The following is a 22,083-nucleotide window of genomic DNA, read 5'->3' on the forward strand; positions in this document are numbered from 1 at the left end:
GACCGCCGCCCGGCCGCCCGGTGATGTCCGGTACGCCGGAACCGCGAGGAAAGAAGACGCGTCACACGCCACGAGTGCCCGCCACCGGACCCGGGGCCCACAGGCGGCGTGGCCCACTCGCGCCGGACCCGGCGAGACCGCCGCCCGGCCGCCCAGTGGTGCCCGGTACGCCGGAACCGTGAAGAAGGAAGTCGCATCACACGCCACGAGTGCCCGCCACCGGACCCGGGGGCACGCAGACGGCGTGGCCCACTCGCGCCGGACCCGGCGAGACCGCCGCCCGGCCGCCCGGTGATGTCCGGTACGCCGGAACCGCGAGGAAAGAAGACGCGTCACACGCCACGAGTGCCCGCCACCGGACCCGGGGCACGCAGGCGCCGTGGCCCACTCGCGCCGGACCCGGCGACGCCGTCACCCGGCCGCCCAGTGGTGCCCGGTACGCCGGAACCGTGAGGAAGGAAGTCGCGTCACACGCCGGGGTCGTGGCGGCCCGGCGGGTGCTTCTCGCGTCCGGTCAGGCGGGGGCGCCCAGCTCCGCCCACACCGTCTTGCCCGGCGTGCCGGTGACCCGGACGACGCCCCAGTCCAGGCACAGCCGCTGCACGATGAACATGCCGTGGCCGCCGGGCCGGCCGGCCCGGTGCGGGGTGCGCGGAGCCGGCTGGCCGGTGCCCCGGTCGGAGACTTCTATCCGGATCACCTTGTTGTCACAGGTGAGCCGCAGCTCGTCCGGGCCCTCGGCGTGCAGGCAGGCGTTGGTGACCAGTTCGGAGACGACGAGCAGCACGTCGTCGGCGGCGGCCCGCCGGTCGGCGGTGGCGGCGGGCAGCCAGCCCCACGCGTACAGCGCCTGGCGGGTGAAGTCACGAGCGAGCGGGACCACCCCGCTCTCGCCTTCCAGGCGGAGCGTACGCACCTGCCGTTCATGGGCCCGCGGAGCGGCGTCGGCCGCTTTGGACGTCACGGACGGCGCGGCTGCCCCCTCGGACGCGCCGACAGCCGGCGCGGCCCCCTCGGACGCCCCGGAAGCGCCGCTGGGCTCCGGGCCGCGGTCGCCCGGCGAGTAAGGCCGGGTGGTGCTCATCAGCGCTTCACCTCACCGATTCACCAGTTCACGATTACAAAAGTCCGGTCGGCGGTCCGATCGACACTGCGGCCCGCGGTCCGGTCGGCAGACCGGACGATAGGCACCGGCCCCGTCGGCCGTCGCACCACCCGGGGGCCGGCCGCCCGTCCGCCGTACGCGCAGTCCCGTGCGCGTGCCGGCCGGGCCGTCCCCCGTCTTCTTCTGCCCTCTCCTGCCCGGCCGATCCCGGGGAACACCCCCGTGTTCGGGGTGACCCGCGCAACGCTCGCGGGGGCCGGGCGCCGGAACGGTCCGGCGGGGAGGGCGGAGCCGATCAGTCGGCACTGTCGGCCAAGGCGGCCTCCACGGAGTGGTGGACGGTGAAGACCGTCTCGGCACCGGTGATCTCGAACACCCGGGCCACCACCGGCAGCATGCCGGCCAGATGGACGCCGCCGCCGGCGGCGTCCGCCTTCAGCCGGGCGCCGAGCAGGACGTTCAGCCCCGTGGAGTCGCAGAACTCCAGGCGGGAGCAGTCCACCACGAGCCGCGAGAAACCCTTGTCGAGCAGGTCGTCGAGGGGCTCGCGCAGAAGATCGGCGGTGTGGTGGTCGAGCTCGCCCGCCGGTGTCACAACGGCGCTGGAGCCCTCTTGCCGCACTTCCACCAGAAGTCGGCCCGACTGTGCGCTGCCGACCGTCCCGTGGTCCATGCCGTCTCTCTCTCCCGAGGTCGTGGCTGCTGATGCCCTCGAACATTACGCCTTCCTCGCGCACAACGACACCCGAACTTCCGCACAGAAACGGACATATCGCAACAAAACGCACTTGCGACCCGCTCGGTGAAGCGGGTAGGGCTAGTAAGGACACACATTCCTACACGCCGGCTTCGGAGGCGCCGCACACCGCAGTGCACGTGACTGGCTTCGGCAGCCATATGCCGAGAACGATGGAGGACACCCATGTCACCCCGGCTCGACGCATCGCCTACCCCGATCGCGACGTCGACACCCCCACCGGTTCAACTGGAACATCCCATCGACCCCCTCGACCCCTTCGAGGGACTCCCGGATATCCCCCCTTACGACGAGATCGGCCCGGTCGACGCGCGGGCCCTGTCCAAGACCCTCTTCGAGCGTCTCGAGTCGCTGGAGGAGGGGACGTACGAGCACGCGTACGTCCGCAACACCCTCGTCGAGCTCAACCTCGCGCTCGTCAAGTTCGCCGCCTCCCGTTTCCGCTCCCGCAGCGAGCCGATGGAGGACATCATCCAGGTCGGCACCATCGGCCTGATCAAGGCGATCGACCGCTTCGAACTCTCTCGCGGCGTCGAGTTCCCCACTTTCGCGATGCCGACCATCATCGGCGAGATCAAACGATTCTTCCGTGACACCTCGTGGTCCGTGCGGGTCCCGCGCCGGCTCCAGGAGCTGCGCCTGGACCTCGCCAAGGCGGGCGACGAGCTGGCGCAGCAGCTGGACCGCGCCCCCACCGTCGCGGAACTCGCCGAACGCCTCGGCATCTCCTGCGAGGAGGTCGTCGAGGGCATGGCCGCCTCGAACGCCTACACCGCCTCCTCGCTGGACGCCCAGCCCGAGGAGGACGACACCGAGGGCGCGCTCGCGGACCGCATCGGCTACGAGGACCACGGGCTGGAGGGCATCGAGTACATCGAGTCGCTCAAGCCCCTGATCGCCGGACTGCCGGCCCGGGACCGGAAGATCCTCTCCCTGCGCTTCGTGGCGAACATGACCCAGTCGGAGATCGGCGAGGAACTGGGCATCTCCCAGATGCACGTGTCCCGCCTGCTGTCGCGCACGCTGGTGCGGCTGCGCAAGGGGCTGACCCTGGAGGAGTGACCTCCGCACAACACCTCGTGCGCTGCGGTGAGGGTCCGGCCGGTGCGGCCGGACCCTCCGCGCGCGGCCCCTACGCGCGCCGGTCAGACCACGCGTTCGCCCCCGCGCCACACCCCGGCGACCAGCGGCACGCCCGGGCGGTAGGCGAGGTGGACGTGGCTCGGGGCGTCGAGCAGGAGCAGGTCCGCGCGGGCGCCCGGGGCGAGCCGGCCGATGTCGGTGCGGCGCAGGGCGGCGGCACCGCCCGCCGTGGCCGACCACACCGCCTCGTCGGGGGTCATCCCCATGTCGCGGACCGCCAGGGCGATGCAGAAGGGCACGGACGAGGTGAAGGACGAGCCCGGGTTGCAGTCGGTGGACAGGGCGACCGTCACCCCCGCGTCCAGCAGCCGGCGGGCGTCGGGCCACTCGGCGCGGGTGGAGAACTCGGCGCCGGGCAGCAGGGTGGCGACCGTACGGCCCTGGGCCAGGGCGTCGACGTCCGCGTCCGTCAGGTGGGTGCAGTGGTCGGCGCTGGCCGCGTCCAGTTCCACGGCCAGCCGCACACCGGGGCCGTACGAGAGCTGGTTGGCGTGGATCCGCGGGTGCAGGCCCTTCGCCCTGCCCGCGGTGAGGACGGCACGGGCCTGGTCGCCGTCGAAGGCGCCCTTCTCGCAGAACACGTCGATCCAGCGGGCGTGCGGCGCGCAGGCGTCCAGCATCTCGCCGGTGACCAGGGCGACGTAGGCCGCCGGGTCGTCGGCGTGGTCGGGGCCGACGATGTGCGCGCCGAGGTACGTCACCTCCTCGGTGTGCTTCGCCGCGAGGCGCAGGGCGCGGGCCTCGTCCTCGACGGTGAGGCCGTAGCCCGACTTGGTCTCGCACGTGGTCGTGCCCTGGCGCAGGGCCTCGGTGAGGTACCGGGTGAGGTTCGCCTCCAGTTCCGCGTCGCTCGCGGCACGGGTGGCCGCGACCGTGGTGCGGATGCCGCCCGCGCTGTAGGGGCGGCCGGACATGCGGGCGTTGAACTCCTCGGTCCGGTCCCCGGCGAAGACCAGGTGGGAGTGGGAGTCGACGAAGCCCGGCAGTACCGCCCGGCCGCCCGCGTCGACCCGGTTGTCGGTGGCGGGTGCCCTGCGCGACTCACCGGTCCACACGACCCGGTCGCCGTCGATGACGACGGCCGCGTCCCGGACCAGACCGAGCGGGGAGCGGTCACCGAGGGAGGGGTCGTTGGTGACCAGCGTGGCGATGTTGGTGATGACGGTGCTGCTCATGGTGTCCTCGTGGATGATCGTCAGGCGCGGAGGGCCTCGACGGCCCGCGCGAGGGCTTGCGGCACATCGGGGACGAGCGTGTGCGCCCCGTCGCGCACGACCTGCCGGCCGCCTACGACGGTGTGCCGCACGTCCGCCGCCGACGCCGCGAACACGGCCGTCTCGGCGCCCAGCCGGGGCAGTGGCCCCGCCGTTCTGACCGAGTCCAGGGCGATCGTCGTCCAGTCGGCGAGCGCGCCGGGCTCGAGGGCGCCGGCCTCGTCCCAGCCGAGGGCGGCGTGGCCGTCGGCGGTGGCGGCCCGCAGCAGGGCGGCGGCCGTCCAGTGGCCCCGGGTGCGGGTGCGCAGCCGCTCGTTCAGCTCCATCGCGCGCGCCTCTTCGAACAGGTCGATCACGGCGTGGCTGTCGGAGCCGAGGGAGAGCGGGGAGCCGGCCCGCTGGAGGGCGACGGCCGGGCCGATGCCGTCGGCCAGGTCCCGCTCGGTGGTGGGGCACATGCAGGTGCCGGTGCCCGAGCCGCCGAGCAGGGCGATGTCCTCGTCGGTGAGGTGGGTGTTGTGCACCCCGGTGGTGCGCGGCCCGAGGACGCCGTGGTCGGCGAGCAGCCGGGCGGGGGTACGGCCGTGCGCGGCGAGGCAGGCGTCGTTCTCGGCGGTCTGCTCCGACAGGTGCACGTGCAGCGGCGCCCGCCGCTCCCCGGCCCACTCCGCCACCGTGGACAGCTGACCGGCGGGCACGGCCCGTACGGAGTGGATCGCCGCCCCGATCCGTGCGTGCTCCCGGTCCTCGAGGACTCCGCAGCGTTCGGCCCACCGCTGCGCGCTGCCGTCGGAGAACCGCGCCTGGTGGGCGTCCGGCGGCTCCCCGAAGCCGGCGGAGAGGTAGCAGGTGTCGAGGAGGGTGATGCGGATGCCGGCCTCGGCGGCGGCCGCGATCAGCGCCTCGCCCATGGCGTTGGGGTCGGCGTAGCGGGTGCCGCCGGGGGCGTGGTGCACGTAGTGGAACTCGCCGACGCAGGTGATGCCGGCGAGGGCCATCTCGGCGTACACCGCGCGGGCCAGGGCGTGGTAGGTGTCCGGGGTGAGGCGGTCGGCGACGGAGTACATCACCTCGCGCCAGGTCCAGAAGGTGCCGGACCCGACCTGCGCGGTGCCGCGCAGGGCGCGGTGGAAGGCATGCGAGTGGGCGTTGGCGAGCCCCGGCAGGGTCAGCCCGCGCAGCACCTCGGCGCCGGGCGGCGGGGCGGCCACGTCCGTGCGCACGGCGCCGACGCGCCCGCCGGCCACGTCCACGGCCACGCCCGGCTCGACGCGGTCGCCGAGCCAGGCGTGCTCCAGCCAGTAGGTTCCCTGGGTCACCGGCAGGCCAGTCCTTCCAGTACGTCGGCGAGTGCGCGCACCCCGGCCACGCAGTCGTCCTCGGCCGCGAACTCGGCCGGGGAGTGCGAGACACCGGTGGGGTTGCGCACGAACAGCATGGCGGTCGGAACGCTCCCGGACAGGATCCCGGCGTCGTGTCCCGCCCCGGTGCCGAGGACGGGCACGGTCAGGCCGGTGTCCTTGCCCAGGATCCGGGCGAGTTCGTCCCGCAGCGCGTGGTCGAACTCGACCACCGGGGTGAAGGACTCCCGGACGACGTCGAGATCGATGCCGTGCGCGGCGGCGTACGCGCGCGCGGCCTCCTCCACTGCCCCGACGACCGTGTCCAGGGTCTCCTGGTCGGCGGCGCGGGAGTCCAGCCAGCCGCGCACCAGCGAGGGGATCGCGTTGACGCCGTTCGGTTCCACCACGATCTTCCCGAAGGTGGCGACGGCACCGGCGAGTTCGGCCTCGCGGCGGGCGGCGAGCACGGTCTCGGCGTACGACAGCATGGGGTCGCGCCGGTCGGCCAGCCGGGTGGTGCCGGCGTGGTTGGCCTCGCCCCGGAAGTCGAACCGCCACCGCCCGTGCGGCCAGATGGCGCTGGCGACGCCCACCCTCTGGCCGGACAGATCGAGCGCACGCCCCTGTTCGACGTGCAGCTCCACGAAGGCGCCGACGCGGGCCAGCCGTTCGGGGTCGGGTCCGATGGCCTCCGGGTCGTACCCGGCCGCCTCCATGGCCCGGGGCAGGCCGATCCCGTCGCCGTCGGTGAGCCGGTGCGCCTGCTCGACGGTGAGCTGCCCGGCGGTCAGCCGCGACCCGACACAGGCGAGCCCGAACCGGGCCCCCTCCTCGTCGCCGAAGTTGACGAGGGCGAGGGGCCGGGTGAACTCGACGCCCCGCCGGCGCAGTTCGTCCAGCGCGGCGAAGGAGGACACCACTCCGAGGGGCCCGTCGAAGGCCCCTCCGTCGGGTACGGAGTCCAGGTGGGACCCGGTGACGACGGCGTCCCCGGCGGACGGGTCCCCCAGCCAGGCCCACTGGTTCCCGTTCCGGTCGACCTCGTACGCCAGCCCGCGCGCCCCGGCCTGTTCCTCGAACCAGGCCCGGCACTCGGCGTCGGCCCCGGTCCAGGCGTACCGCCGGTAGCCGCCGGATCCGGGGTGCCGGCCGATGGGGAGCAGCTCGCGCCACATCTCCTGGAAGGAGGCGCCGGCACGGGCGGGTACGGCCACACCCGCGGACGGCGACGGGCAACCGGCCCCCGGCGGAGGGCCGCCGTGTCCCGTCTCGTCCACCGTCACGCCTCCTCACCCTCACGCATGGGAACCCGGACCCCGCGCTCCCCCGCGACGGACTCGGCGATGTCGTACCCGGCGTCCACGTGCCGGATGACGCCCATCCCCGGGTCGTTGGTGAGGACGCGGCGGATCTTCTCGCCGCCCAGCTTCGTGCCGTCGGCCACCGTCACCTGCCCCGCGTGGAGGGACCGCCCCATCCCCACGCCGCCGCCGTGGTGGAGGGACACCCAGGACGCGCCCGAGGCCACGTTGACCATGGCGTTCAGCAGCGGCCAGTCGGCGATCGCGTCGGACCCGTCGCGCATGGCCTCGGTCTCCCGGTACGGCGAGGCGACCGACCCGCAGTCCAGGTGGTCCCGGCCGATGGCCAGCGGCGCGGCCAGCTCCCCGCTCGCGACCATGTCGTTGAACCGCTCGCCGGCCTTGTCCCGCTCGCCGTAGCCGAGCCAGCAGATCCGCGCGGGCAGGCCCTGGAAGTGGACCCGCTCGCCGGCCAGCCGGATCCAGCGGGCCAGGGACTCGTTCTCCGGGAACAGGTCCAGGATCGCCTTGTCGGTCTTGGCGATGTCGGCCGGGTCGCCGGACAGCGCGGCCCAGCGGAAGGGGCCCTTGCCCTCGCAGAACAGCGGGCGGATGTAGGCGGGGACGAAGCCGGGGAAGGCGAACGCCCGGTCGTAGCCGGCGAGCCTGGCCTCGCCCCGGATGGAGTTGCCGTAGTCGAAGACCTCGGCACCGGCGTCCAGGAAGCCGACCATGGCCTCCACGTGCCGGGCCATGGACTCGCGGGCGCGGGTGGTGAAGCCGGCCGGGTCCTTCGCGGCCTCGTCGGCCATGTCCTCGAAGGCCGTGCCGGCCGGCAGGTAGGACAGCGGGTCGTGGGCGGAGGTCTGGTCGGTGACGATGTCGATCGGGGCGTTCATGGCGAGCAGCCGCGGGACCACGTCGGCCGCGTTGCCGAGGACGCCGATGGACAGCGGGCGGCGGGCGTCGCGGGCCTCCACGGCCAGCCGGAGCGCGTGCTCGAGGGAGTCGGCCCTGACGTCGAGGTAGCGGTGCTCGATGCGGCGCTCGATGGCGCGCGGGTCGCAGTCGACGCAGATCGCGACGCCGTCGTTCATGGTGACGGCGAGCGGCTGGGCGCCGCCCATGCCGCCGAGGCCGGCGGTCAGCGTGATGGTCCCGGCGAGCGTGCCGCCGAACTTCTTCGCGGCGACGGCGGCGAAGGTCTCGTAGGTGCCCTGGAGGATGCCCTGGGTGCCGATGTAGATCCAGGAGCCGGCGGTCATCTGGCCGTACATGGTCAGACCGAGGGCCTCCAGACGGCGGAACTCCTCCCAGGTGGCCCAGTCGCCGACCAGGTTGGAGTTGGCGATGAGGACGCGCGGGGCCCACTCGTGGGTCTGCATCACGCCGACCGGGCGGCCGGACTGGACCAGCATGGTCTCGTCCTGCTTGAGGGTCCTCAGCGTGCGGACCATGGCGTCGAAGGAGCGCCAGTCGCGGGCGGCCTTGCCGGTGCCGCCGTAGACGACGAGCTTGTCGGGGTGCTCGGCGACCTCGGGGTCGAGGTTGTTCTGCAGCATGCGCAGGGCGGCTTCCTGCTGCCATCCCAGGGCGCTGAGTTCCGTGCCGCGCGGTGCTCGTACGGGTCGGGGTCCCGACATCTCTGCCTCCTATGCCTACGACTATTCACATCCTGTCGACCTGAATAGAGCTAGTCAATACAGGGGGCGGTCCGGGCGGGGGCGTGGCGGGTATCCGACGGGGGACACCGGAGGCCGGGACAGGACGGAGAGGCCCGTGGAGGACGTCGCCATCGAGGCCCGGGAGCGGGCGGCCCGGCGGGACCGGGCGGTGCGGGCGGCGGTCGAGCAGGGACTGCTGGGCCCGGACGCGGCCGTGGCGGGCCTGCTGGACGTCACCGGTATCCGGGAGTCGGCGGCGGCGCTGCGGGCGGCGTTCGACGCGGTCGCGGCGCCCGGGACGCCGGTGCTGCACGCCTTCGCGGTGAAGGCGTCCCCGCTGGTCCCGGTGGTGCGACTGCTGCACGAGGCCGGCCTTGGCGCGGAGGCGGCGAGCCCCGGGGAACTGGCGCTGGCCCGGGCGGCGGGGGTGCCGGCCGCCCGGACGGTGCTGGACTCGCCGGCGAAGACCCCGGCGGAGCTGCGCGAGGCCCTCGCCCTCGGCGTCGCGGTGAACGCGGACAGCCCGCAGGAGCTGGACCGGCTCGACGCGCTGGTGCGCGCCGCCCCCTCCCGGTCCCCGCTCGGCCTGCGGGTCAACCCGCAGCTCGGCGCCGGCGCCATCGGGGCGACCTCGACGGCGACCCGGACCTCGAAGTTCGGGGTGGCCCTGCGGGACGAGGGGGCGCGTGCCTGGGTGGTGGAGGCGTACGCGCGCCGGCCCTGGCTGACCCGGCTGCACACGCACACCGGCTCGCAGGGCGTCCCGCTGCCGCTGCTGGCCCGGGGGGTGGCGGAGGTGTACGCGCTCGCGGAGGAGATCAACGCCGCCGTGGGGCGCCGCCAGGTCGGCACGATCGACATCGGCGGCGGGCTGCCGGTGGACTACACGGCGGAGGAGACGGCGCCGACGTTCGCGCAGTACGCGCGGCTGCTGGCCGCGCGGGTGCCCGGGCTGTTCGACGGGCGGTACGGGCTGGTGACCGAGTTCGGGCGGTCGCTGCTGGCCCGGCACGGGACGGTGGTGGCCCGGGTGGAGTACACCAAGAGCGCGGGCGGGCGGCGGATCGCGGTGACGCACGCGGGCGTGCAGGTGGCGGTGCGGACGGTGTACGCGCCGGATGTGTGGCCCCTTCGGATCGCCGCGTACGACGCCGAGGGGCGGCCGAAGGAGGGACCGGAGGCCGTGCAGGACATCGCGGGGCCGGCCTGCTTCTCGGGCGACCTGCTCGCCCGGGGGCGCACGCTGCCCCCGCTGGAGCAGGGCGACTACGCGGCGGCGCTGGACACCGGCGCGTACGGTTTCGCCCACCACTACGCGTACAACTCCCTGACCCGGCCGGGGATCTACGGCTACGCGCCGGACGGCGACGGGGGCATCGCCTTCGCGACCGTGCGGCGGGCCCAGACGGTCGCCGAGGTGGTGGCCGACTCCGGAGGGGCGCACGCGTCCGCGCTCACCACCCTCCGCGCTCCCGGGAGCCCTTGACGCGCCCCGCCCGTCAATCGAACAAACGGCTCGACGGCCGGAGAACACACGTCAGTCGGGCAACACTAGTACGCCGGACGCATGTTCCACCGGAAAATGCCAAAGCACTCTCCTCCCGCACACACGATGCGTAGTGTCGGCGTCACTCAGCCGGCGTCCCAGGCGGGAGGAAGCCACGGTGCCCGGAATCGACGAGTGCTTACTGGAAGCGATGCGACTGCCCGGTGCCCGGGGGGCCGCGCTGGTGGACTGGACGAGCGGGCTGGCCCTCGGCACGGTCGGGGAGGCCCCCGGCGGCGACCACGAGACGGCCGCCGCCGAGGCCGCCGAACTGGCCCGGACGGCCGCCGAGCACGGCACCTTCGCGGCGGCCGGCGCGGGGCCGCCGCCCGTGGAGGACCTCATCGTCAGCAACGGTGACAGCTACCACCTGCTGCGGTTCGTGGACACCTCCTTCGACAGCAGCGTGTTCCTGCACCTGTGGCTCGGCCGCGCGGAGGGCAATCTCGCGCTCGCCCGGATCCGGCTCGGCGAGATGGCCGCCCGGCTGGTGCTGGGATGACCATGGTCCGGATCCCTCCCCCGGCCCTGCCGGTGCGGGACAGGCGGGCCGCCCGCGCCCTGTCCCCGATGCTGACCCGGCTCGCCGAGGAGCGGGCCACCGGCGTCCTGGTCCGCGAACACGGCGTGCTGCGCCTCGCCGAGGGCCGGGTGGTGCACGCCGAGAGCCCCCTCGCCCCGGGCCTCGACGTGCTCCTCACGGCCCACGGCACCCTCGCGGCCGCCGCCTGGCAGCGGGCCGCGGCCCGGGCCCCGGACCCCGCGCACGCCACCGCGCTGCTGCTGCGCTCCGGCGTGCTGCCCACCGGGGCGCTGGAGCTGTGCCACCTGGACGCGCTGTACGACGCCGGGTACTTCGCGCTGGCGCCGAGCGGCACCCCGGGCCGGTTCCGGTACGAGGCCGGGCCCCGGCCCGGCCCGCTGCCCTCGGTGCCGGTGGTCGCGCTGGAGCGGGAGACGCTGCGCCGCCGGCTGCTGCTGCACCGGCTGTGGCCCGACCCGGCCGCCGACAGCGCCCCGCTGCGCCGCACCGGCCCCGGCCGCGCCCCCGCGGCGCCGGTCACCCCCCGGCAGCGGGCCGTCCTGGACCGTGTGGACGGGGTCCGCACGGCCGCCGACATCGCCCGGGACCTCGGCCGGCAGGCCTTCCACACGCTGGTCGACGTCCGCCGGCTCACCGCGGCCGGACGGATCGCGCCGGTGTCCCCGGACCCCGCCCCGCCGCCCGCACCACCGCCCCGCCCGGTCGCCACCGACCCCGACGTCGCGCTGCTGAAGAGGCTCAGGGATGCGCTGGAGGCGCTTTGAACGGCACCGCACCGCCGAGAGGAGACAGCTGATGGTGACCGAGGAGGACCTGCGCGCCGTGCTGGCCGAACTGCACCGGCTGCGCACCCGGGTCCCGCAGCTCACCGGCGCCCTCGCGGCCGGCGTCGACGGACTCGTCGTCGCCCACGACACCCCCGGCGTCGACCCCGAGGGCCTGGCCGCGCTCACCGCCGCCGCGCTCGGGGTCGCCGTACGGGTCACCGACGCCACCGGGAACGGCGCCCTGCGGGAGCTGCTGGTGCGCGGCGAGCGCGGTTACGTCGCCACCTACGCGGCCGGCCGCACCGCCGTGCTGACGCTGCTCGCCCAGGACCGGGTCAACGTGGGCCGGCTGCACCTGGAGGGCCGCCGGGCCGGCGCCCGCATCGGGGAACTGCTGGACGCCGCCGAGGCCGCCCGCCCGCTCCCCGGCACCGCCCCCCGGCGCACCCGGGGACCCGGCGCCCCCGCGCCCGCCGAGACCCGCACTGCAACCGACAGCTGAGAGGACCACCATGTCCGACACCGCCACCGCGCTGAAGCAGGCCCTCACCACCATCGCGGGCGCCACCGGCGCCGCGCTCGTCGACTACACCAGCGGGATGGCGCTGGGCACGATGGGCGACAGCACCGGCTTCGACCTGAACGTGGCCGCCGCCGGCAACACCGACGTCGTCCGCGCCAAGATGCGCACGATGGAACTCCTCGGCCTCAAGGGCGAGATCGAGGACATCCTGATCACCCTCACCGGCCAGTACCACCTGATCCGCCTGCTCAAGGGCCGCGGCGGCAACGGGCTGTTCCTGTACCTGGTCCTGGACTCCTCCCGGGCCAACCTCGCGATGGCCCGGCACCAGCTGCGCAGGATCGAGGAGGAACTGGAGGTCTGAGGGCCGCTCAGACCAGCGCCGGGGTACGGCGGCGGGCCCCGCCCGGGGCCGCGTCGCCGGCCGCGACACCCGTGGCCCGCAGGCTCTTCACGGCCTTGCCCGCCGGACTCCCGCCGCCCCGGCCCAGCCAGTCGACGCGCACCCACAGCAGGGCCTCGGCGGACCGCTCCAGCCGCCCGATCCAGGCCGCCTTCAGCCACAGCCCGGCACCGAGCCCGGCCAGCAGCAGCCCGCCGGCCGCGGGCACCGCGAACGCCGAGCCGAGCGCGAGCGCCCAGCCCAGCAGCAGCAGCCACCACCGGTGCCCCCGGCGCCAGGCCCGCACGGTCACCGCCCGGTCCTGGAGCACGTCGTACTTGCCCGCGCGGGCCGCCCCGCGGGCGAGCGCCGCGTACCGGCCCCGGCGGGCCAGCACCACACCGGCCGCGCCCAGCAGGAACAGCGCCGCCCCCGCCGTCACCCCGATCCGCCGCCCGGTGAGCCCCTCGGGGACGGCCCCGAGCCCGGCGGCGACCGCTCCCAGCCACCACAGCGGCGCGGCGCCCGCCCGTACGACGACCGCCACCCGCGCCAGTCCCTGCCCTCCGCGTCCTCCGCGTTCTCCGCGTCCCGCGCGCGCCACGTCAGCCTCCCGTGTCACGTGTCCACACAGCGCTTGTGTCTCACCGGAAAAACTAAGGGCGGAACGTGAGACGAATCTGAGAGCGACGGGGCCGGGACACCCGGTTCACCCGTTCACCCGCTTCACTCCGCGAACAGCCCCCGGGCCGCCGCCTTGGCGTCGAACTCCTCCAGCCGGGCCTGCGCGTCCGGCAGGTCGTCGCACAGCGCCTCCAGCAGTACCCGGCCGAGCAGCATCGGCGCGCAGGCGGTGTCGAAGGCGAGCCCGGTGCCGACGGCGGCGGGCAGCAGCAGGTCGGAGTGGACGGCGACGGGCGCGAACGCCGAGTCGGCGACCGTGACCACGGTCAGCCCCGCGCCCTTGGCGTAGGCGAGGGTGTCCACGACCTCGCGCGGATGCCGGGGCAGCGCGAAGCACAGCAGGGCGGTGGCGCCGGCCCGGACGGCGGCGTCGATCCGGTCGTGGACCATCGTGCCGCCCTCGTGGAGCAGCCGGACGTCCGGGTGGACCTTGGCGGCGAAGTAGGCGAAGCCGTAGGCCTGGGAGGCGGCGGCGCGCAGGCCGAGCACCGGCAGCGGGCGGGAGGCGGCGAGGATCCGGCCGGCCCGCCGCACCGGGCGCGGGTCGGCGAGCAGCTCGGCCAGGTGCCTGAGGTTCTCGATCTCGGCCTCGACGGCCTGCTGGTACTCGTTGTAGGCGCCGTCGTCGGCGGCCGGTTCGGCCGGGACGACCTCGCGCAGGTGCCGGCGCAGGGCGGGGTAGCCGTCGAAGCCGAGGGCGACCGCGAACCGGGTCACCGACGGCTGGCTGACCCCGGCCAGTTCGGCCAGCTCCACACTGGACAGGAAGGGCACGTCGGCGGCCCGGCGCACCATGCTGTGCGCGATGCGGCGCTGGGTCGGCGTGAGCCGGTGGCCCTCGAAGAGCGCCTGCAACCGGGTCGCAGGGCTGTCGCTCGCGCTCATGACGTACTCCCCCTCCAGATCTCCTCGACGCCCCGGGAGAGTACAGCGCCGGGGCATTGACAAACACCGGCCGCCTATTCAGACAGTGTGTCGCTGCATACCGTTATACAGCCCGGTGTGGGGAGAACGCATGGCACAGTTCGTGGAGCCGCGCTCCATCGACGTCGTCCCGGACGAGGAACGGCACGGCAGGCCCTTCGGCCAGTTCACGCTGTGGCTGGGGGCCAACCTCCAGATCACGGCCGTCGTCACCGGCGCCCTCGCGGTCGTCTTCGGCGGCGACGTGGTCTGGTCGGTGCTCGGCCTGCTGCTCGGCAACCTGCTCGGCGGCGCGGTGATGGCCCTGCACTCCGCGCAGGGCCCGCGCCTCGGCCTGCCCCAGATGATCCAGTCCCGGGCCCAGTTCGGGGTGCGCGGGGCGGTCGTGCCGCTGCTGCTGGTGGTCGTGATGTACGTCGGCTTCTTCGCGTCCGGCAGCGTGCTGGCCGGTCAGGCGGTGGGCGAGCTGACGCACACGGACGACACCACCGGGATCCTCGTCTTCGCGGCCGTCACGGGAGTCATCGCGACCGCCGGGTACCGGGTCGTGCACGCCCTCGGCCGGGTGGCGAGCACGGTGTGCGCGCTCGCCTTCGTGTACCTCGCCGTACGCCTCCTGGACCGCGCCGACACCTCGGCGCTGCTGCACGACGCCCACTTCTCGGCACCGGTGTTCCTGCTGGCGGTGTCCCTGTCGGCGTCCTGGCAGCTGGCGTTCGGGCCGTACGTGGCGGACTACTCCCGCTATCTGCCGCGCACGACGTCCACGAAGGCGACGTTCTGGTGGACGCTGTCCGGCTCGGCGCTGGGCTCCCAGACGTCCATGACCTTCGGGGTGCTGGTCGCGGCCACGGCCGGGGAGAGCTTCCTGGACAGTCAGGTCGGCTATGTCGTCGGCCTCGGCGGCACCGGCCCGGTCGCGTCCTTCCTGTACTTCGTCATCGCCCTCGGCAAGCTCACCGTCAACGTCCTCAACACCTACGGCGGTTTCATGTCCCTGGTGACCGGCGTGAGCGGCTTCCGCGGGCAGCGGCGGCTGTCCCGGGCGGGCCGGGTGGCGTACATCGCGCTGGTGATGGCGGCGGGCACCGCCGTGGCCCTGCTGGGCAAGGACGGCTTCCTGGCCTCCTTCAAGGACTTCCTGCTGTTCCTGCTGACCTTCTTCACGCCCTGGTCGGCGATCAACCTGGTCGACTACTACCTGATCTCCGAGGAGCGCTACGACCTCGCGGCCCTCACCGACCCGCACGGCCGCTACGGCGCCTGGCGCTGGGACGCCCTCGCGGTGTACGCGGCCGGTCTGCTGGCCCAGCTGCCGTTCCTCGCCACCGGCTTCTACACCGGCCCGCTGGTGGACCCGCTGGGCGGCGCGGACATCTCCTGGATCGTCGGCCTGGCCGTGCCGGCGCTGCTGTACCGGCTCGTCGCCCGCCGGGTCCCGCCGCCGGACGCCCCGCCGGCCGTCCCGGTGCCGGAACCGGGGGCTGGCACCAGTGCGGTGGGGCCCGCCGCTCCCTAGGCTGGCCGGCATGGACACACGCGACCCCCGCGACGCCGGCCCCGGAAAGGACCCCGCCCCCCGGACGGATCCCGGCCTCCGTCAGGACTCCGACCTGCGCGGAGAGCTGGAGGCGACCGTGCGGGCCCGCGCGGAACTGGGCGAGGACTACGACGCGGCCCTCGTCGACTCGTTCCTGGAGAAGGTCGAGCGGCGGATCGACGACACGGTGGACCGCCGGGTGCGCCGGCAGCTGGCCGAGCGGCGGCTCGCCGACGCCCGCACGACCCGGCGGCCGGGCGCGGGCGACTCCTGGGCCGAGCGGTACGGCTTCGCGCTGATCACCCTGGTCCTGGCGATCCCGCTGTCCGCGATCGCGGGCGGCATGGCCGGACTGTCCGGGATGGCGGTCGCCTGGTTCGGCATCATCGGCGTCAACGCGGCGCAGGCCGTGCGCCTCAACCGGGAACCCCCGGCCGGCCGCGACCTGCCCGCGCCCGAGGACTGACCGGACCCGGGCAGGTCACGCCTGCCGGGTCGGCAGCACCATGATCTGGCGGAGGTTGACGTGCCGGGGGCGGCTGGCCACGTAGGCGACGACGTCCGCCACCTCCGCCGCCGACAGCGCGCCGATCTCCTCGAACATCCCCTCCAGCTGCCCGGACAGCTCCGGGTCGCGGACGAACGTCTTCAGCTCGGTCTCGGTCAGTCCCGGCTCGATGTTGGTGACCCGGACGTCCCGCGGCCCCAGCTCGGTGCGCAGCGACTGCGACAGATGCGTGACGGCCGCCTTGGTCGCCCCGTACACCGTGTAGCCGGGGAAGGTCAGATGGGCGGAGATGGAGGAGACGTTCACCAGGTCGGCGGCGCGTCCCGCCGCCGCGGCGGCGACCAGGTCGCCGGTGAAGGCACCCACGACCCGCAGCACTCCGGTGACGTTGGTGTCCAGCATCCGCCGCCACTCATCGAGCCGGCCCTCCTCCACCGGGCCCGGCAGCATGACGCCGGCGTTGTTGACGACGAGGTCGACGGCCCCGAACGCCTCCTGGATCCGGTCCCGGGCGGCCGTCACGGACGCGTCGTCGGTGACGTCGGCGACCACGGCCAGCGCCTGCCCGCCGTCCGCCCGGATCTTCTGCGCCAGCGCGTCGAGCCGGTCCGCGCGGCGGGCGAGCAGTGCCACCCGGGCGCCCTCGGCGGCCAGCTGGAGGGCGACGGCCTCCCCGATGCCGCTGGCGGCTCCGGTGACGACGGCGGTACGGCCGGACAGGCTCTCGTACGACATGGGTGCTCCCTCGACGGCTGCCGTCCGGGGCGGCTCCCCGGCGGCCGGCACCACTCTCGCCGGGTCCGGGGCCCGTACCCAGGGATGCGCTTTTCCTGGGTCCGCCAGTACCAGGATGGGACCGGCCCCGGTCCCCTACGATCGGCGCATGGACGGGGACTGGACCGAAGCAGAGGTGGGCGACTTCCTGCGCTCGCGCCGCGCCCGCATCAGGCCCGAGGAGGTGGGGCTGCCCGCGCACGGGCGGCGCCGCGTGCCGGGCCTGCGCCGCGAGGAGGTGGCCCAGCTCGCGGGTGTGAGCGTCGACTACTACATCCGGCTGGAACAGGGCCGGGGCGCGAGCGTCAGCGACGCCGTGCTCGACGCGGTCGCGCGAGTGCTGCGGCTGGACGACACCGAGCACGCGTATCTGCGGGCGGTGGCGCGCCCCGGCCGGCGGCGCACGCGGCCCGCCGCGGCGTCCCGGGTCCGCCCCGGCGTCCAGGCGCTCCTCGACGGCATGGAGCGCAGCCCGGCGTTCGTGCTGGACCACCGCATGAACGTGCTGGCCTGGAACGCGCTCGCCGACGCGCTGAACGGCTTCGGCCGGATGGCGCCGGCCGAACGGAACATGCCCCGGCAGCTCTTCCTCGACCCGGGCGCCCGGGAGCTGTATCCCGAGTGGGCGGCGGTGGCCGCGCAGGCGGTGGCCCATCTGCGGGTCGGCGCCGGGCGGTACGCCGACGACGCCGGGCTGTGCGCGCTGGTCGGCGAACTCTCCGTGAAGAGCGAGGACTTCCGCCGGCTGTGGGCGGACCACGAGGTACGGGAGTGCTCCTACGGCGTGAAACGGATCCGGCACCCGGTCGCGGGCCTGCTGACCCTGCCGTACGAATCCCTGACGGTCCCGTCCCAGCCGGACCAGACCCTCGTGGTCTACACCCCGGAACCGGGCTCGGAGACGGCGGAACGCCTCGCGCTGCTGGGAAGTTGGGCCGGCGTCTGACCGCCGGGAAGACTGTCGCGGGGACCGCCGCACCCCCGTAGCCGGGGGGCGGGACGACGGCGGTCCCCGCGAGGGACGCGAGCCGGTCAGGACCGGACGTGCGCGTCCTTGGCGTCCATGGAGGTCCGGGAGCCGCTCCGGAGGTCCTGGCGCCGTTCGGCGCCGGCCCGGGCGGGGAGCCGATCCCGCCCTGCCGACGCCCCTTAATCTGCCGGACGCGTGTTAAGCGGGTGCTGCGCGCACGTGACACGCTCGTACCACTTGCGCGAACCCCGTCCCCGCGCCGGACGCGGCTACTTGTTCCCGCCCTTGGCGAGGAAGGCGAGCAGGTCCTGCCGGCTGACCACACCGGTCGGCTTGCCCTCGACCAGGACGATCGCCGCGTCCGCCTCGCCCAGCACCTGCATCAGGTCGCCGACCGGCTCGCCGGAGCCGACCTGGGGCAGCGGGGAGCACATGTGCTTCTCCAGCGGGTCGTCCAGCGAGGCACGCTTGCTGAACAGGGCGTCCAGCAGCTCGCGTTCCACCACGGAGCCGACGACCTCGGCGGCCATCACGTCCGGGTGGCCGGCGCCCGGCTTGACGACGGGCATCTGGGAGACGCCGTACTCGCGCAGCACCTCGATGGCCTGGCCGACGGTCTCCTCCGGGTGCATGTGCACCAGGGAGGGGATGGAGCCGGCGACCTTGTCGTTCAGGACGTCGCCGACGCGGGCGCTGGGGCCCTCGTCCTCCAGGAAGCCGTAGTCGGCCATCCACTCGTCGTTGAAGATCTTGCTGAGGTAGCCGCGCCCGCTGTCCGGGAGCAGGACCACCACGACGTCGTCCGGGCCGAGCCGCTCGGCGACCTTCAGCGCGGCCACGACGGCCATGCCGCAGGAGCCGCCCACCAGCAGGCCCTCCTCCTTGGCCAGCCGGCGGGTCATCTGGAAGGAGTCCTTGTCGGAGACGGCGACGATCTCGTCCGCGACCTCGCGGTCGTAGGCGGTCGGCCAGAAGTCCTCCCCGACGCCCTCGACCAGGTACGGCCGTCCCGAGCCGCCGGAGTACACCGAGCCCTCCGGGTCGGCGCCGACGACCCGGACCTTCCCCTCGCTGGCCTCCTTCAGGTAGCGGCCGGTGCCGGAGATGGTGCCGCCGGTGCCGACGCCCGCCACGAAGTGGGTGATCCTGCCCTCGGTCTGCTCCCACAGCTCGGGGCCGGTGGAGTGGTAGTGCGAGAGGGGGTTGTGGGGGTTGGAGTACTGGTCGGGCTTCCAGGCGCCGGGGGTCTCACGGACGAGCCGGTCGGAGACGTTGTAGTAGGAGTCCGGGTGCTCCGGCGCCACGGCGGTCGGACAGACGACGACCTCGGCGCCGTACGCGCGCAGCACGTTGATCTTGTCGGTGCTCACCTTGTCCGGGCAGACGAAGATGCACTTGTAGCCCTTCTGCTGGGCCACGATGGCGAGACCGACACCGGTGTTCCCGCTGGTCGGCTCGACGATCGTGCCGCCCGGCCGCAGTTCGCCGCTCTTCTCGGCGGCCTCGATCATGCGCAGGGCGATGCGGTCCTTCACGGAGCCGCCGGGGTTGAAGTACTCCACCTTGGCCAGGACGGTCGCCCGGATGCCCTTGGTGACGTTGTTGAGCCGTACCAGCGGGGTGTTGCCGACGAGGCTGATCATCGAGTCGTGGTATTGCACCGTTGTCTCCGGTCGCTGCATAAAAGGATGCGTTCGTAGTGGTGTCGCCAGCCTAAGGCCAGCCGTGCGGCGGGCGCGGCCGTTCACTCGCCGTCGGGATTGACGCACGGTCCGTACGGGGCAAGGAGTGGGTGTACGGCTACGAGGAGGTGGCGGCGACGCATGACGAGCATGTCGAGGGCACGGGTGGCCCGGCGCATCGCGGCCGGGGCGGCGTACGGCGGTGGCGGGGCCGGTCTGGTCGGCGCGGCCGTCGTCGGCCTGGTGCTGGCGGAGGTGCGGCTGGCGCGGCGCCAGCTGGGCAACGGGCTCGACGACCGGGTGCCGGCGGCCGACGGCGTGTACGGGCGCGTGTACGACATCCCGGGCGAGCCGCCGCTGCGCCTGGCGATGCTCGGCGACTCCACGGCGGCGGGCCAGGGCGTGCACCGGGCCGGCCAGACGCCCGGGGCACTGCTGGCGTCGGGGCTGGCGGCGGTGGCGGAGCGCCCGGTGGAGCTGCGGAACGTGGCGGTGACCGGCGCGCGGTCCGACGACCTGGACCGTCAGGTGGGGCGGGTGCTGTCGGCGCCGGGGCCCGCCCCGGACGTGTGCGTGATCATGATCGGCGCGAACGACGTGACCCACCGGATGCCGCCGGCCCAGTCGGTACGGCGGCTGTCGGCGGCGGTCCGGCGGCTGCGCACGGCCGGGGCGGAGGTGGTGGTCGGCACCTGTCCCGACCTCGGCACGATCGAGCCGGTGCAGCAGCCGCTGCGCTGGCTGGCCCGGCGGGCGTCCCGGCAGCTGGCGGCGGCCCAGACGATCGGGGTGGTGGCGCAGGGCGGGCGCACGGTGTCGCTGGGCGATCTGCTCGGGCCGGAGTTCGAGGCGCATCCGCGGGAGCTGTTCGGGCCGGACAACTACCACCCGTCGGCGGAGGGGTACGCGACGGCGGCGATGGCGGTCCTGCCGACGGTGTGCGCGGCGCTGGGGCTGTGGCCGGCGGAGGAGGAGCGGCCGGACGTGTCGCGCCGCGAGGGTTTCCTGCCCGTCGCGCGGGCCGCGGCCGAGGCGGCGGCGGAGGCGGGCACCGAGGTCACGGCGGCGATGCCGACGGGGCCGCGGGGACCGTGGGCGCTGCTCAAGCGCAGACGCCGCCGCCACGTCCCGGAAGCGGAACCGGCGGCCCCGTCGGTGTGATGCTCGCGAGCGACCAAGCAAGCGCTTGGAAACTGCGGTCAGTGTCACACCGCGCCACCGGTGACCTGGACCATACGGCCGGGTAACTTCCGAACCGGCCCTGCCCGACCCCCTCCCTCTGGAGCCGTGATGCCCGAAGCCGTCATCGTCTCGACCGCCCGCTCCCCCATCGGCCGCGCGAACAAGGGCTCCCTGAAGGACCTGCGCCCCGACGACCTCACCGCCACGATCATCCAGGCCGCGCTCGCCAAGGTCCCCGAGCTCGACCCGAAGGACATCGACGACCTGATGCTCGGCTGCGGTCTGCCCGGCGGCGAGCAGGGCCACAACCTCGGCCGCGTCGTCGCCGTGCAGATGGGCATGGACCACCTGCCGGGCTGCACGGTCACCCGCTACTGCTCCTCCTCCCTGCAGACCTCCCGCATGGCGCTGCACGCCATCAAGGCCGGCGAGGGCGACGTCTTCATCTCGGCCGGCGTGGAGATGGTCTCCCGCTACGCCAAGGGCAGCTCGGACGGCATGCCGGGCACGCACAACCCGCTGTTCGCCGAGGCCGAGGCCCGCACCGAGGCCGTCGCCCGGCAGGAGGGCACGACCTGGCACGACCCGCGCGAGGACGGCCTGCTGCCCGACCCGTACATCGCGATGGGCCAGACCGCCGAGAACCTCGCCCGCGCCAAGGGCGTCACCCGCGAGGAGATGGACGAGTTCGGCGTCCGCTCCCAGAACCTCGCCGAGCAGGCCATCGAGAACGGCTTCTGGGAACGCGAGATCACCCCGGTGACCCTCCCCGACGGCACGGTGGTCGGCAAGGACGACGGCCCGCGCGCCGGCGTCACCCTGGAGGGCGTGGCCGGCCTGAAGCCGGTCTTCCGCCCGGACGGACTCGTCACGGCCGGCAACTGCTGCCCGCTCAACGACGGCGCCGCCGCGCTCGTCATCATGTCCGACACCAAGGCCCGCGAGCTGGGCCTGACCCCGCTCGCCCGGATCGTGTCCACCGGCGTCTCCGGCCTCTCCCCCGAGATCATGGGCCTCGGCCCGGTCGAGGCCAGCAGGCAGGCCCTGCGGCGCGCGGGCCTGACCATCGACGACATCGACCTGGTCGAGATCAACGAGGCCTTCGCCGCCCAGGTGATCCCCTCCTACCGGGAGCTGGGCATCGACCTCGACAAGCTGAACGTCAACGGCGGCGCCATCGCCGTCGGCCACCCCTTCGGCATGACCGGCGCCCGCATCACCGGCACCCTCATCAACTCGCTCCAGTGGCACGACAAGCAGTTCGGCCTGGAGACGATGTGCGTCGGCGGCGGCCAGGGCATGGCGATGGTCGTCGAGCGCCTCAGCTGATCCACCGTTCGTGACGCGTCCCGCACGGTACGTCGCAGAAGGGCCCACAACCGGGGAAACACCACGGTTTTGGGTCTTTCCGTGATCCAATCTCCCCCATGATGTGACCTATCTCGCTCGCCGGGCACATCAGCGCAGGTCAGCGCCGATCTGCCCGGCGTGCGGCGACACCACGAGCCGTACGTCCTGTCCGATTCGTGA

Annotated in this window: 21 protein-coding genes; 11 read left to right on the forward strand and 10 right to left on the reverse strand. The window is 74.0% G+C overall.

Annotated features, from left to right (window positions below; translation table 11 throughout):
* Positions 1 to 514: 514 nt before the first annotated feature.
* Positions 515 to 1,084, reverse strand: a complete 570-nt coding sequence (locus ACZ4W9_RS08855; protein ID WP_467934207.1) for an ATP-binding protein — start codon at positions 1,082 to 1,084, stop codon at positions 515 to 517.
* Between the two features lie 316 nt (positions 1,085 to 1,400).
* Entirely contained in the window at positions 1,401 to 1,778 is a 378-nt protein-coding gene (locus ACZ4W9_RS08860; RefSeq protein ID WP_467934208.1) for an STAS domain-containing protein, read from the reverse strand.
* Positions 1,779 to 2,027: 249 nt separating this feature from the next.
* Here ACZ4W9_RS08860 and ACZ4W9_RS08865 point away from each other — a divergent pair, with 249 nt between their 5' ends.
* Positions 2,028 to 2,924 carry an RNA polymerase sigma factor SigF gene (locus tag ACZ4W9_RS08865; RefSeq protein WP_467934210.1) on the forward strand — a complete coding sequence of 299 codons (897 nt, stop codon included), beginning with the start codon at positions 2,028 to 2,030 and terminating at the stop codon, positions 2,922 to 2,924.
* 83 nt (positions 2,925 to 3,007) lie between these two features.
* On the opposite strand, the gene hutI is transcribed toward ACZ4W9_RS08865, so the two are convergent.
* The 4 genes from hutI to hutU all read right to left on the reverse strand — a co-directional run bounded on the left by hutI (position 3,008) and on the right by hutU (position 8,506).
* On the reverse strand, positions 3,008 to 4,180 hold the full coding sequence (gene hutI, locus ACZ4W9_RS08870) for an imidazolonepropionase (RefSeq protein ID WP_467934211.1): 1,173 nt from the start codon (positions 4,178 to 4,180) through the stop codon (positions 3,008 to 3,010).
* Between the two features lie 20 nt (positions 4,181 to 4,200).
* Positions 4,201 to 5,538, reverse strand: a complete 1,338-nt coding sequence (locus ACZ4W9_RS08875; protein WP_467934212.1) for a formimidoylglutamate deiminase — start codon at positions 5,536 to 5,538, stop codon at positions 4,201 to 4,203.
* The gene (locus ACZ4W9_RS08880; protein WP_467934441.1) at positions 5,535 to 6,737 is read right to left on the reverse strand and encodes an allantoate amidohydrolase; all 1,203 of its coding nucleotides are present in this window, start codon (positions 6,735 to 6,737) and stop codon (positions 5,535 to 5,537) included. Before ACZ4W9_RS08880 ends, ACZ4W9_RS08875 begins: the two co-directional genes overlap by 4 nt.
* A gap of 104 nt (positions 6,738 to 6,841) precedes the next feature.
* Entirely contained in the window at positions 6,842 to 8,506 is a 1,665-nt protein-coding gene (gene hutU / locus ACZ4W9_RS08885; protein ID WP_467934214.1) for a urocanate hydratase, read from the reverse strand.
* A gap of 136 nt (positions 8,507 to 8,642) precedes the next feature.
* On the opposite strand from hutU, the gene ACZ4W9_RS08890 reads away from it, so the two are divergent.
* The 5 genes from ACZ4W9_RS08890 to ACZ4W9_RS08910 all read left to right on the forward strand — a co-directional run bounded on the left by ACZ4W9_RS08890 (position 8,643) and on the right by ACZ4W9_RS08910 (position 12,271).
* A complete protein-coding gene (locus tag ACZ4W9_RS08890) occupies positions 8,643 to 10,013 on the forward strand; it encodes a type III PLP-dependent enzyme domain-containing protein (RefSeq protein ID WP_467934215.1) in 1,371 nt (456 codons plus the stop codon).
* A 178-nt stretch (positions 10,014 to 10,191) separates the two neighbouring features.
* Positions 10,192 to 10,575: a hypothetical protein gene (locus ACZ4W9_RS08895; protein WP_467934216.1), complete on the forward strand. Its 384-nt coding sequence runs from the start codon at positions 10,192 to 10,194 to the stop codon at positions 10,573 to 10,575.
* The gene (locus tag ACZ4W9_RS08900) at positions 10,572 to 11,381 is read left to right on the forward strand and encodes a transcriptional regulator (RefSeq protein WP_467934218.1); all 810 of its coding nucleotides are present in this window, start codon (positions 10,572 to 10,574) and stop codon (positions 11,379 to 11,381) included. Before ACZ4W9_RS08895 ends, ACZ4W9_RS08900 begins: the two co-directional genes overlap by 4 nt.
* 31 nt (positions 11,382 to 11,412) lie before the next feature.
* Positions 11,413 to 11,886: a roadblock/LC7 domain-containing protein gene (locus ACZ4W9_RS08905; RefSeq protein WP_467934219.1), complete on the forward strand. Its 474-nt coding sequence runs from the start codon at positions 11,413 to 11,415 to the stop codon at positions 11,884 to 11,886.
* Positions 11,887 to 11,896: 10 nt separating this feature from the next.
* The gene (locus ACZ4W9_RS08910) at positions 11,897 to 12,271 is read left to right on the forward strand and encodes a roadblock/LC7 domain-containing protein (RefSeq protein WP_467934221.1); all 375 of its coding nucleotides are present in this window, start codon (positions 11,897 to 11,899) and stop codon (positions 12,269 to 12,271) included.
* Between the two features lie 7 nt (positions 12,272 to 12,278).
* Here ACZ4W9_RS08910 and ACZ4W9_RS08915 read toward each other — a convergent pair whose 3' ends face one another.
* Positions 12,279 to 12,836 (reverse strand): hypothetical protein, encoded by a 558-nt coding sequence (locus ACZ4W9_RS08915; protein WP_467934222.1) that lies wholly within the window; start codon positions 12,834 to 12,836, stop codon positions 12,279 to 12,281.
* A gap of 179 nt (positions 12,837 to 13,015) precedes the next feature.
* Positions 13,016 to 13,858, reverse strand: coding sequence for a MurR/RpiR family transcriptional regulator (locus ACZ4W9_RS08920; protein WP_467934224.1), 843 nt, complete (start codon positions 13,856 to 13,858; stop codon positions 13,016 to 13,018).
* A gap of 130 nt (positions 13,859 to 13,988) precedes the next feature.
* Here ACZ4W9_RS08920 and ACZ4W9_RS08925 point away from each other — a divergent pair, with 130 nt between their 5' ends.
* Both ACZ4W9_RS08925 and ACZ4W9_RS08930 read left to right on the forward strand, forming a co-directional pair.
* Complete coding sequence (locus ACZ4W9_RS08925) at positions 13,989 to 15,416, forward strand: purine-cytosine permease family protein (protein ID WP_467934225.1); 1,428 nt, start codon at positions 13,989 to 13,991, stop codon at positions 15,414 to 15,416.
* 10 nt (positions 15,417 to 15,426) lie between these two features.
* A complete protein-coding gene (locus ACZ4W9_RS08930; RefSeq protein WP_467934226.1) occupies positions 15,427 to 15,903 on the forward strand; it encodes a hypothetical protein in 477 nt (158 codons plus the stop codon).
* A 15-nt stretch (positions 15,904 to 15,918) separates the two neighbouring features.
* Here ACZ4W9_RS08930 and ACZ4W9_RS08935 read toward each other — a convergent pair whose 3' ends face one another.
* Positions 15,919 to 16,680 (reverse strand): SDR family oxidoreductase, encoded by a 762-nt coding sequence (locus ACZ4W9_RS08935; RefSeq protein ID WP_467934228.1) that lies wholly within the window; start codon positions 16,678 to 16,680, stop codon positions 15,919 to 15,921.
* Positions 16,681 to 16,828: 148 nt separating this feature from the next.
* Between ACZ4W9_RS08935 and ACZ4W9_RS08940 the strand changes: the two genes are divergently transcribed.
* Complete coding sequence (locus ACZ4W9_RS08940; RefSeq protein ID WP_467934229.1) at positions 16,829 to 17,665, forward strand: helix-turn-helix transcriptional regulator; 837 nt, start codon at positions 16,829 to 16,831, stop codon at positions 17,663 to 17,665.
* A gap of 293 nt (positions 17,666 to 17,958) precedes the next feature.
* On the opposite strand, the gene ACZ4W9_RS08945 is transcribed toward ACZ4W9_RS08940, so the two are convergent.
* Positions 17,959 to 19,350, reverse strand: coding sequence for a cystathionine beta-synthase (locus ACZ4W9_RS08945; RefSeq protein WP_467934230.1), 1,392 nt, complete (start codon positions 19,348 to 19,350; stop codon positions 17,959 to 17,961).
* 162 nt (positions 19,351 to 19,512) lie between these two features.
* On the opposite strand from ACZ4W9_RS08945, the gene ACZ4W9_RS08950 reads away from it, so the two are divergent.
* Positions 19,513 to 20,532, forward strand: a complete 1,020-nt coding sequence (locus ACZ4W9_RS08950; RefSeq protein ID WP_467934232.1) for an SGNH/GDSL hydrolase family protein — start codon at positions 19,513 to 19,515, stop codon at positions 20,530 to 20,532.
* Positions 20,533 to 20,661: 129 nt separating this feature from the next.
* On the forward strand, positions 20,662 to 21,882 hold the full coding sequence (locus tag ACZ4W9_RS08955; RefSeq protein WP_467934234.1) for an acetyl-CoA C-acetyltransferase: 1,221 nt from the start codon (positions 20,662 to 20,664) through the stop codon (positions 21,880 to 21,882).
* Positions 21,883 to 22,083: the final 201 nt, after the last annotated feature.

The sequence above is a fragment of the Streptomyces sp. NPDC029296 genome (genome assembly GCF_055569255.1).

What these genes read in the sequence shown, in the direction of transcription:
- ACZ4W9_RS08855 (WP_467934207.1), bottom strand. Translation starts at nt 1,084, where the DNA reads ATGAGCACCACCCGGCCTTACTCGCCGGGCGACCGCGGCCCGGAGCCC.
- ACZ4W9_RS08860 (WP_467934208.1), bottom strand. Translation starts at nt 1,778, where the DNA reads ATGGACCACGGGACGGTCGGCAGCGCACAGTCGGGCCGACTTCTGGTG.
- ACZ4W9_RS08865 (WP_467934210.1), top strand. Translation starts at nt 2,028, where the DNA reads ATGTCACCCCGGCTCGACGCATCGCCTACCCCGATCGCGACGTCGACA.
- hutI (WP_467934211.1), bottom strand. Translation starts at nt 4,180, where the DNA reads ATGAGCAGCACCGTCATCACCAACATCGCCACGCTGGTCACCAACGAC.
- ACZ4W9_RS08880 (WP_467934441.1), bottom strand. Translation starts at nt 6,737, where the DNA reads ATGTGGCGCGAGCTGCTCCCCATCGGCCGGCACCCCGGATCCGGCGGC.
- hutU (WP_467934214.1), bottom strand. Translation starts at nt 8,506, where the DNA reads ATGTCGGGACCCCGACCCGTACGAGCACCGCGCGGCACGGAACTCAGC.
- ACZ4W9_RS08900 (WP_467934218.1), top strand. Translation starts at nt 10,572, where the DNA reads ATGACCATGGTCCGGATCCCTCCCCCGGCCCTGCCGGTGCGGGACAGG.
- ACZ4W9_RS08905 (WP_467934219.1), top strand. Translation starts at nt 11,413, where the DNA reads ATGGTGACCGAGGAGGACCTGCGCGCCGTGCTGGCCGAACTGCACCGG.
- ACZ4W9_RS08910 (WP_467934221.1), top strand. Translation starts at nt 11,897, where the DNA reads ATGTCCGACACCGCCACCGCGCTGAAGCAGGCCCTCACCACCATCGCG.
- ACZ4W9_RS08920 (WP_467934224.1), bottom strand. Translation starts at nt 13,858, where the DNA reads ATGAGCGCGAGCGACAGCCCTGCGACCCGGTTGCAGGCGCTCTTCGAG.
- ACZ4W9_RS08925 (WP_467934225.1), top strand. Translation starts at nt 13,989, where the DNA reads ATGGCACAGTTCGTGGAGCCGCGCTCCATCGACGTCGTCCCGGACGAG.
- ACZ4W9_RS08930 (WP_467934226.1), top strand. Translation starts at nt 15,427, where the DNA reads ATGGACACACGCGACCCCCGCGACGCCGGCCCCGGAAAGGACCCCGCC.
- ACZ4W9_RS08935 (WP_467934228.1), bottom strand. Translation starts at nt 16,680, where the DNA reads ATGTCGTACGAGAGCCTGTCCGGCCGTACCGCCGTCGTCACCGGAGCC.
- ACZ4W9_RS08940 (WP_467934229.1), top strand. Translation starts at nt 16,829, where the DNA reads ATGGACGGGGACTGGACCGAAGCAGAGGTGGGCGACTTCCTGCGCTCG.
- ACZ4W9_RS08950 (WP_467934232.1), top strand. Translation starts at nt 19,513, where the DNA reads ATGACGAGCATGTCGAGGGCACGGGTGGCCCGGCGCATCGCGGCCGGG.
- ACZ4W9_RS08955 (WP_467934234.1), top strand. Translation starts at nt 20,662, where the DNA reads ATGCCCGAAGCCGTCATCGTCTCGACCGCCCGCTCCCCCATCGGCCGC.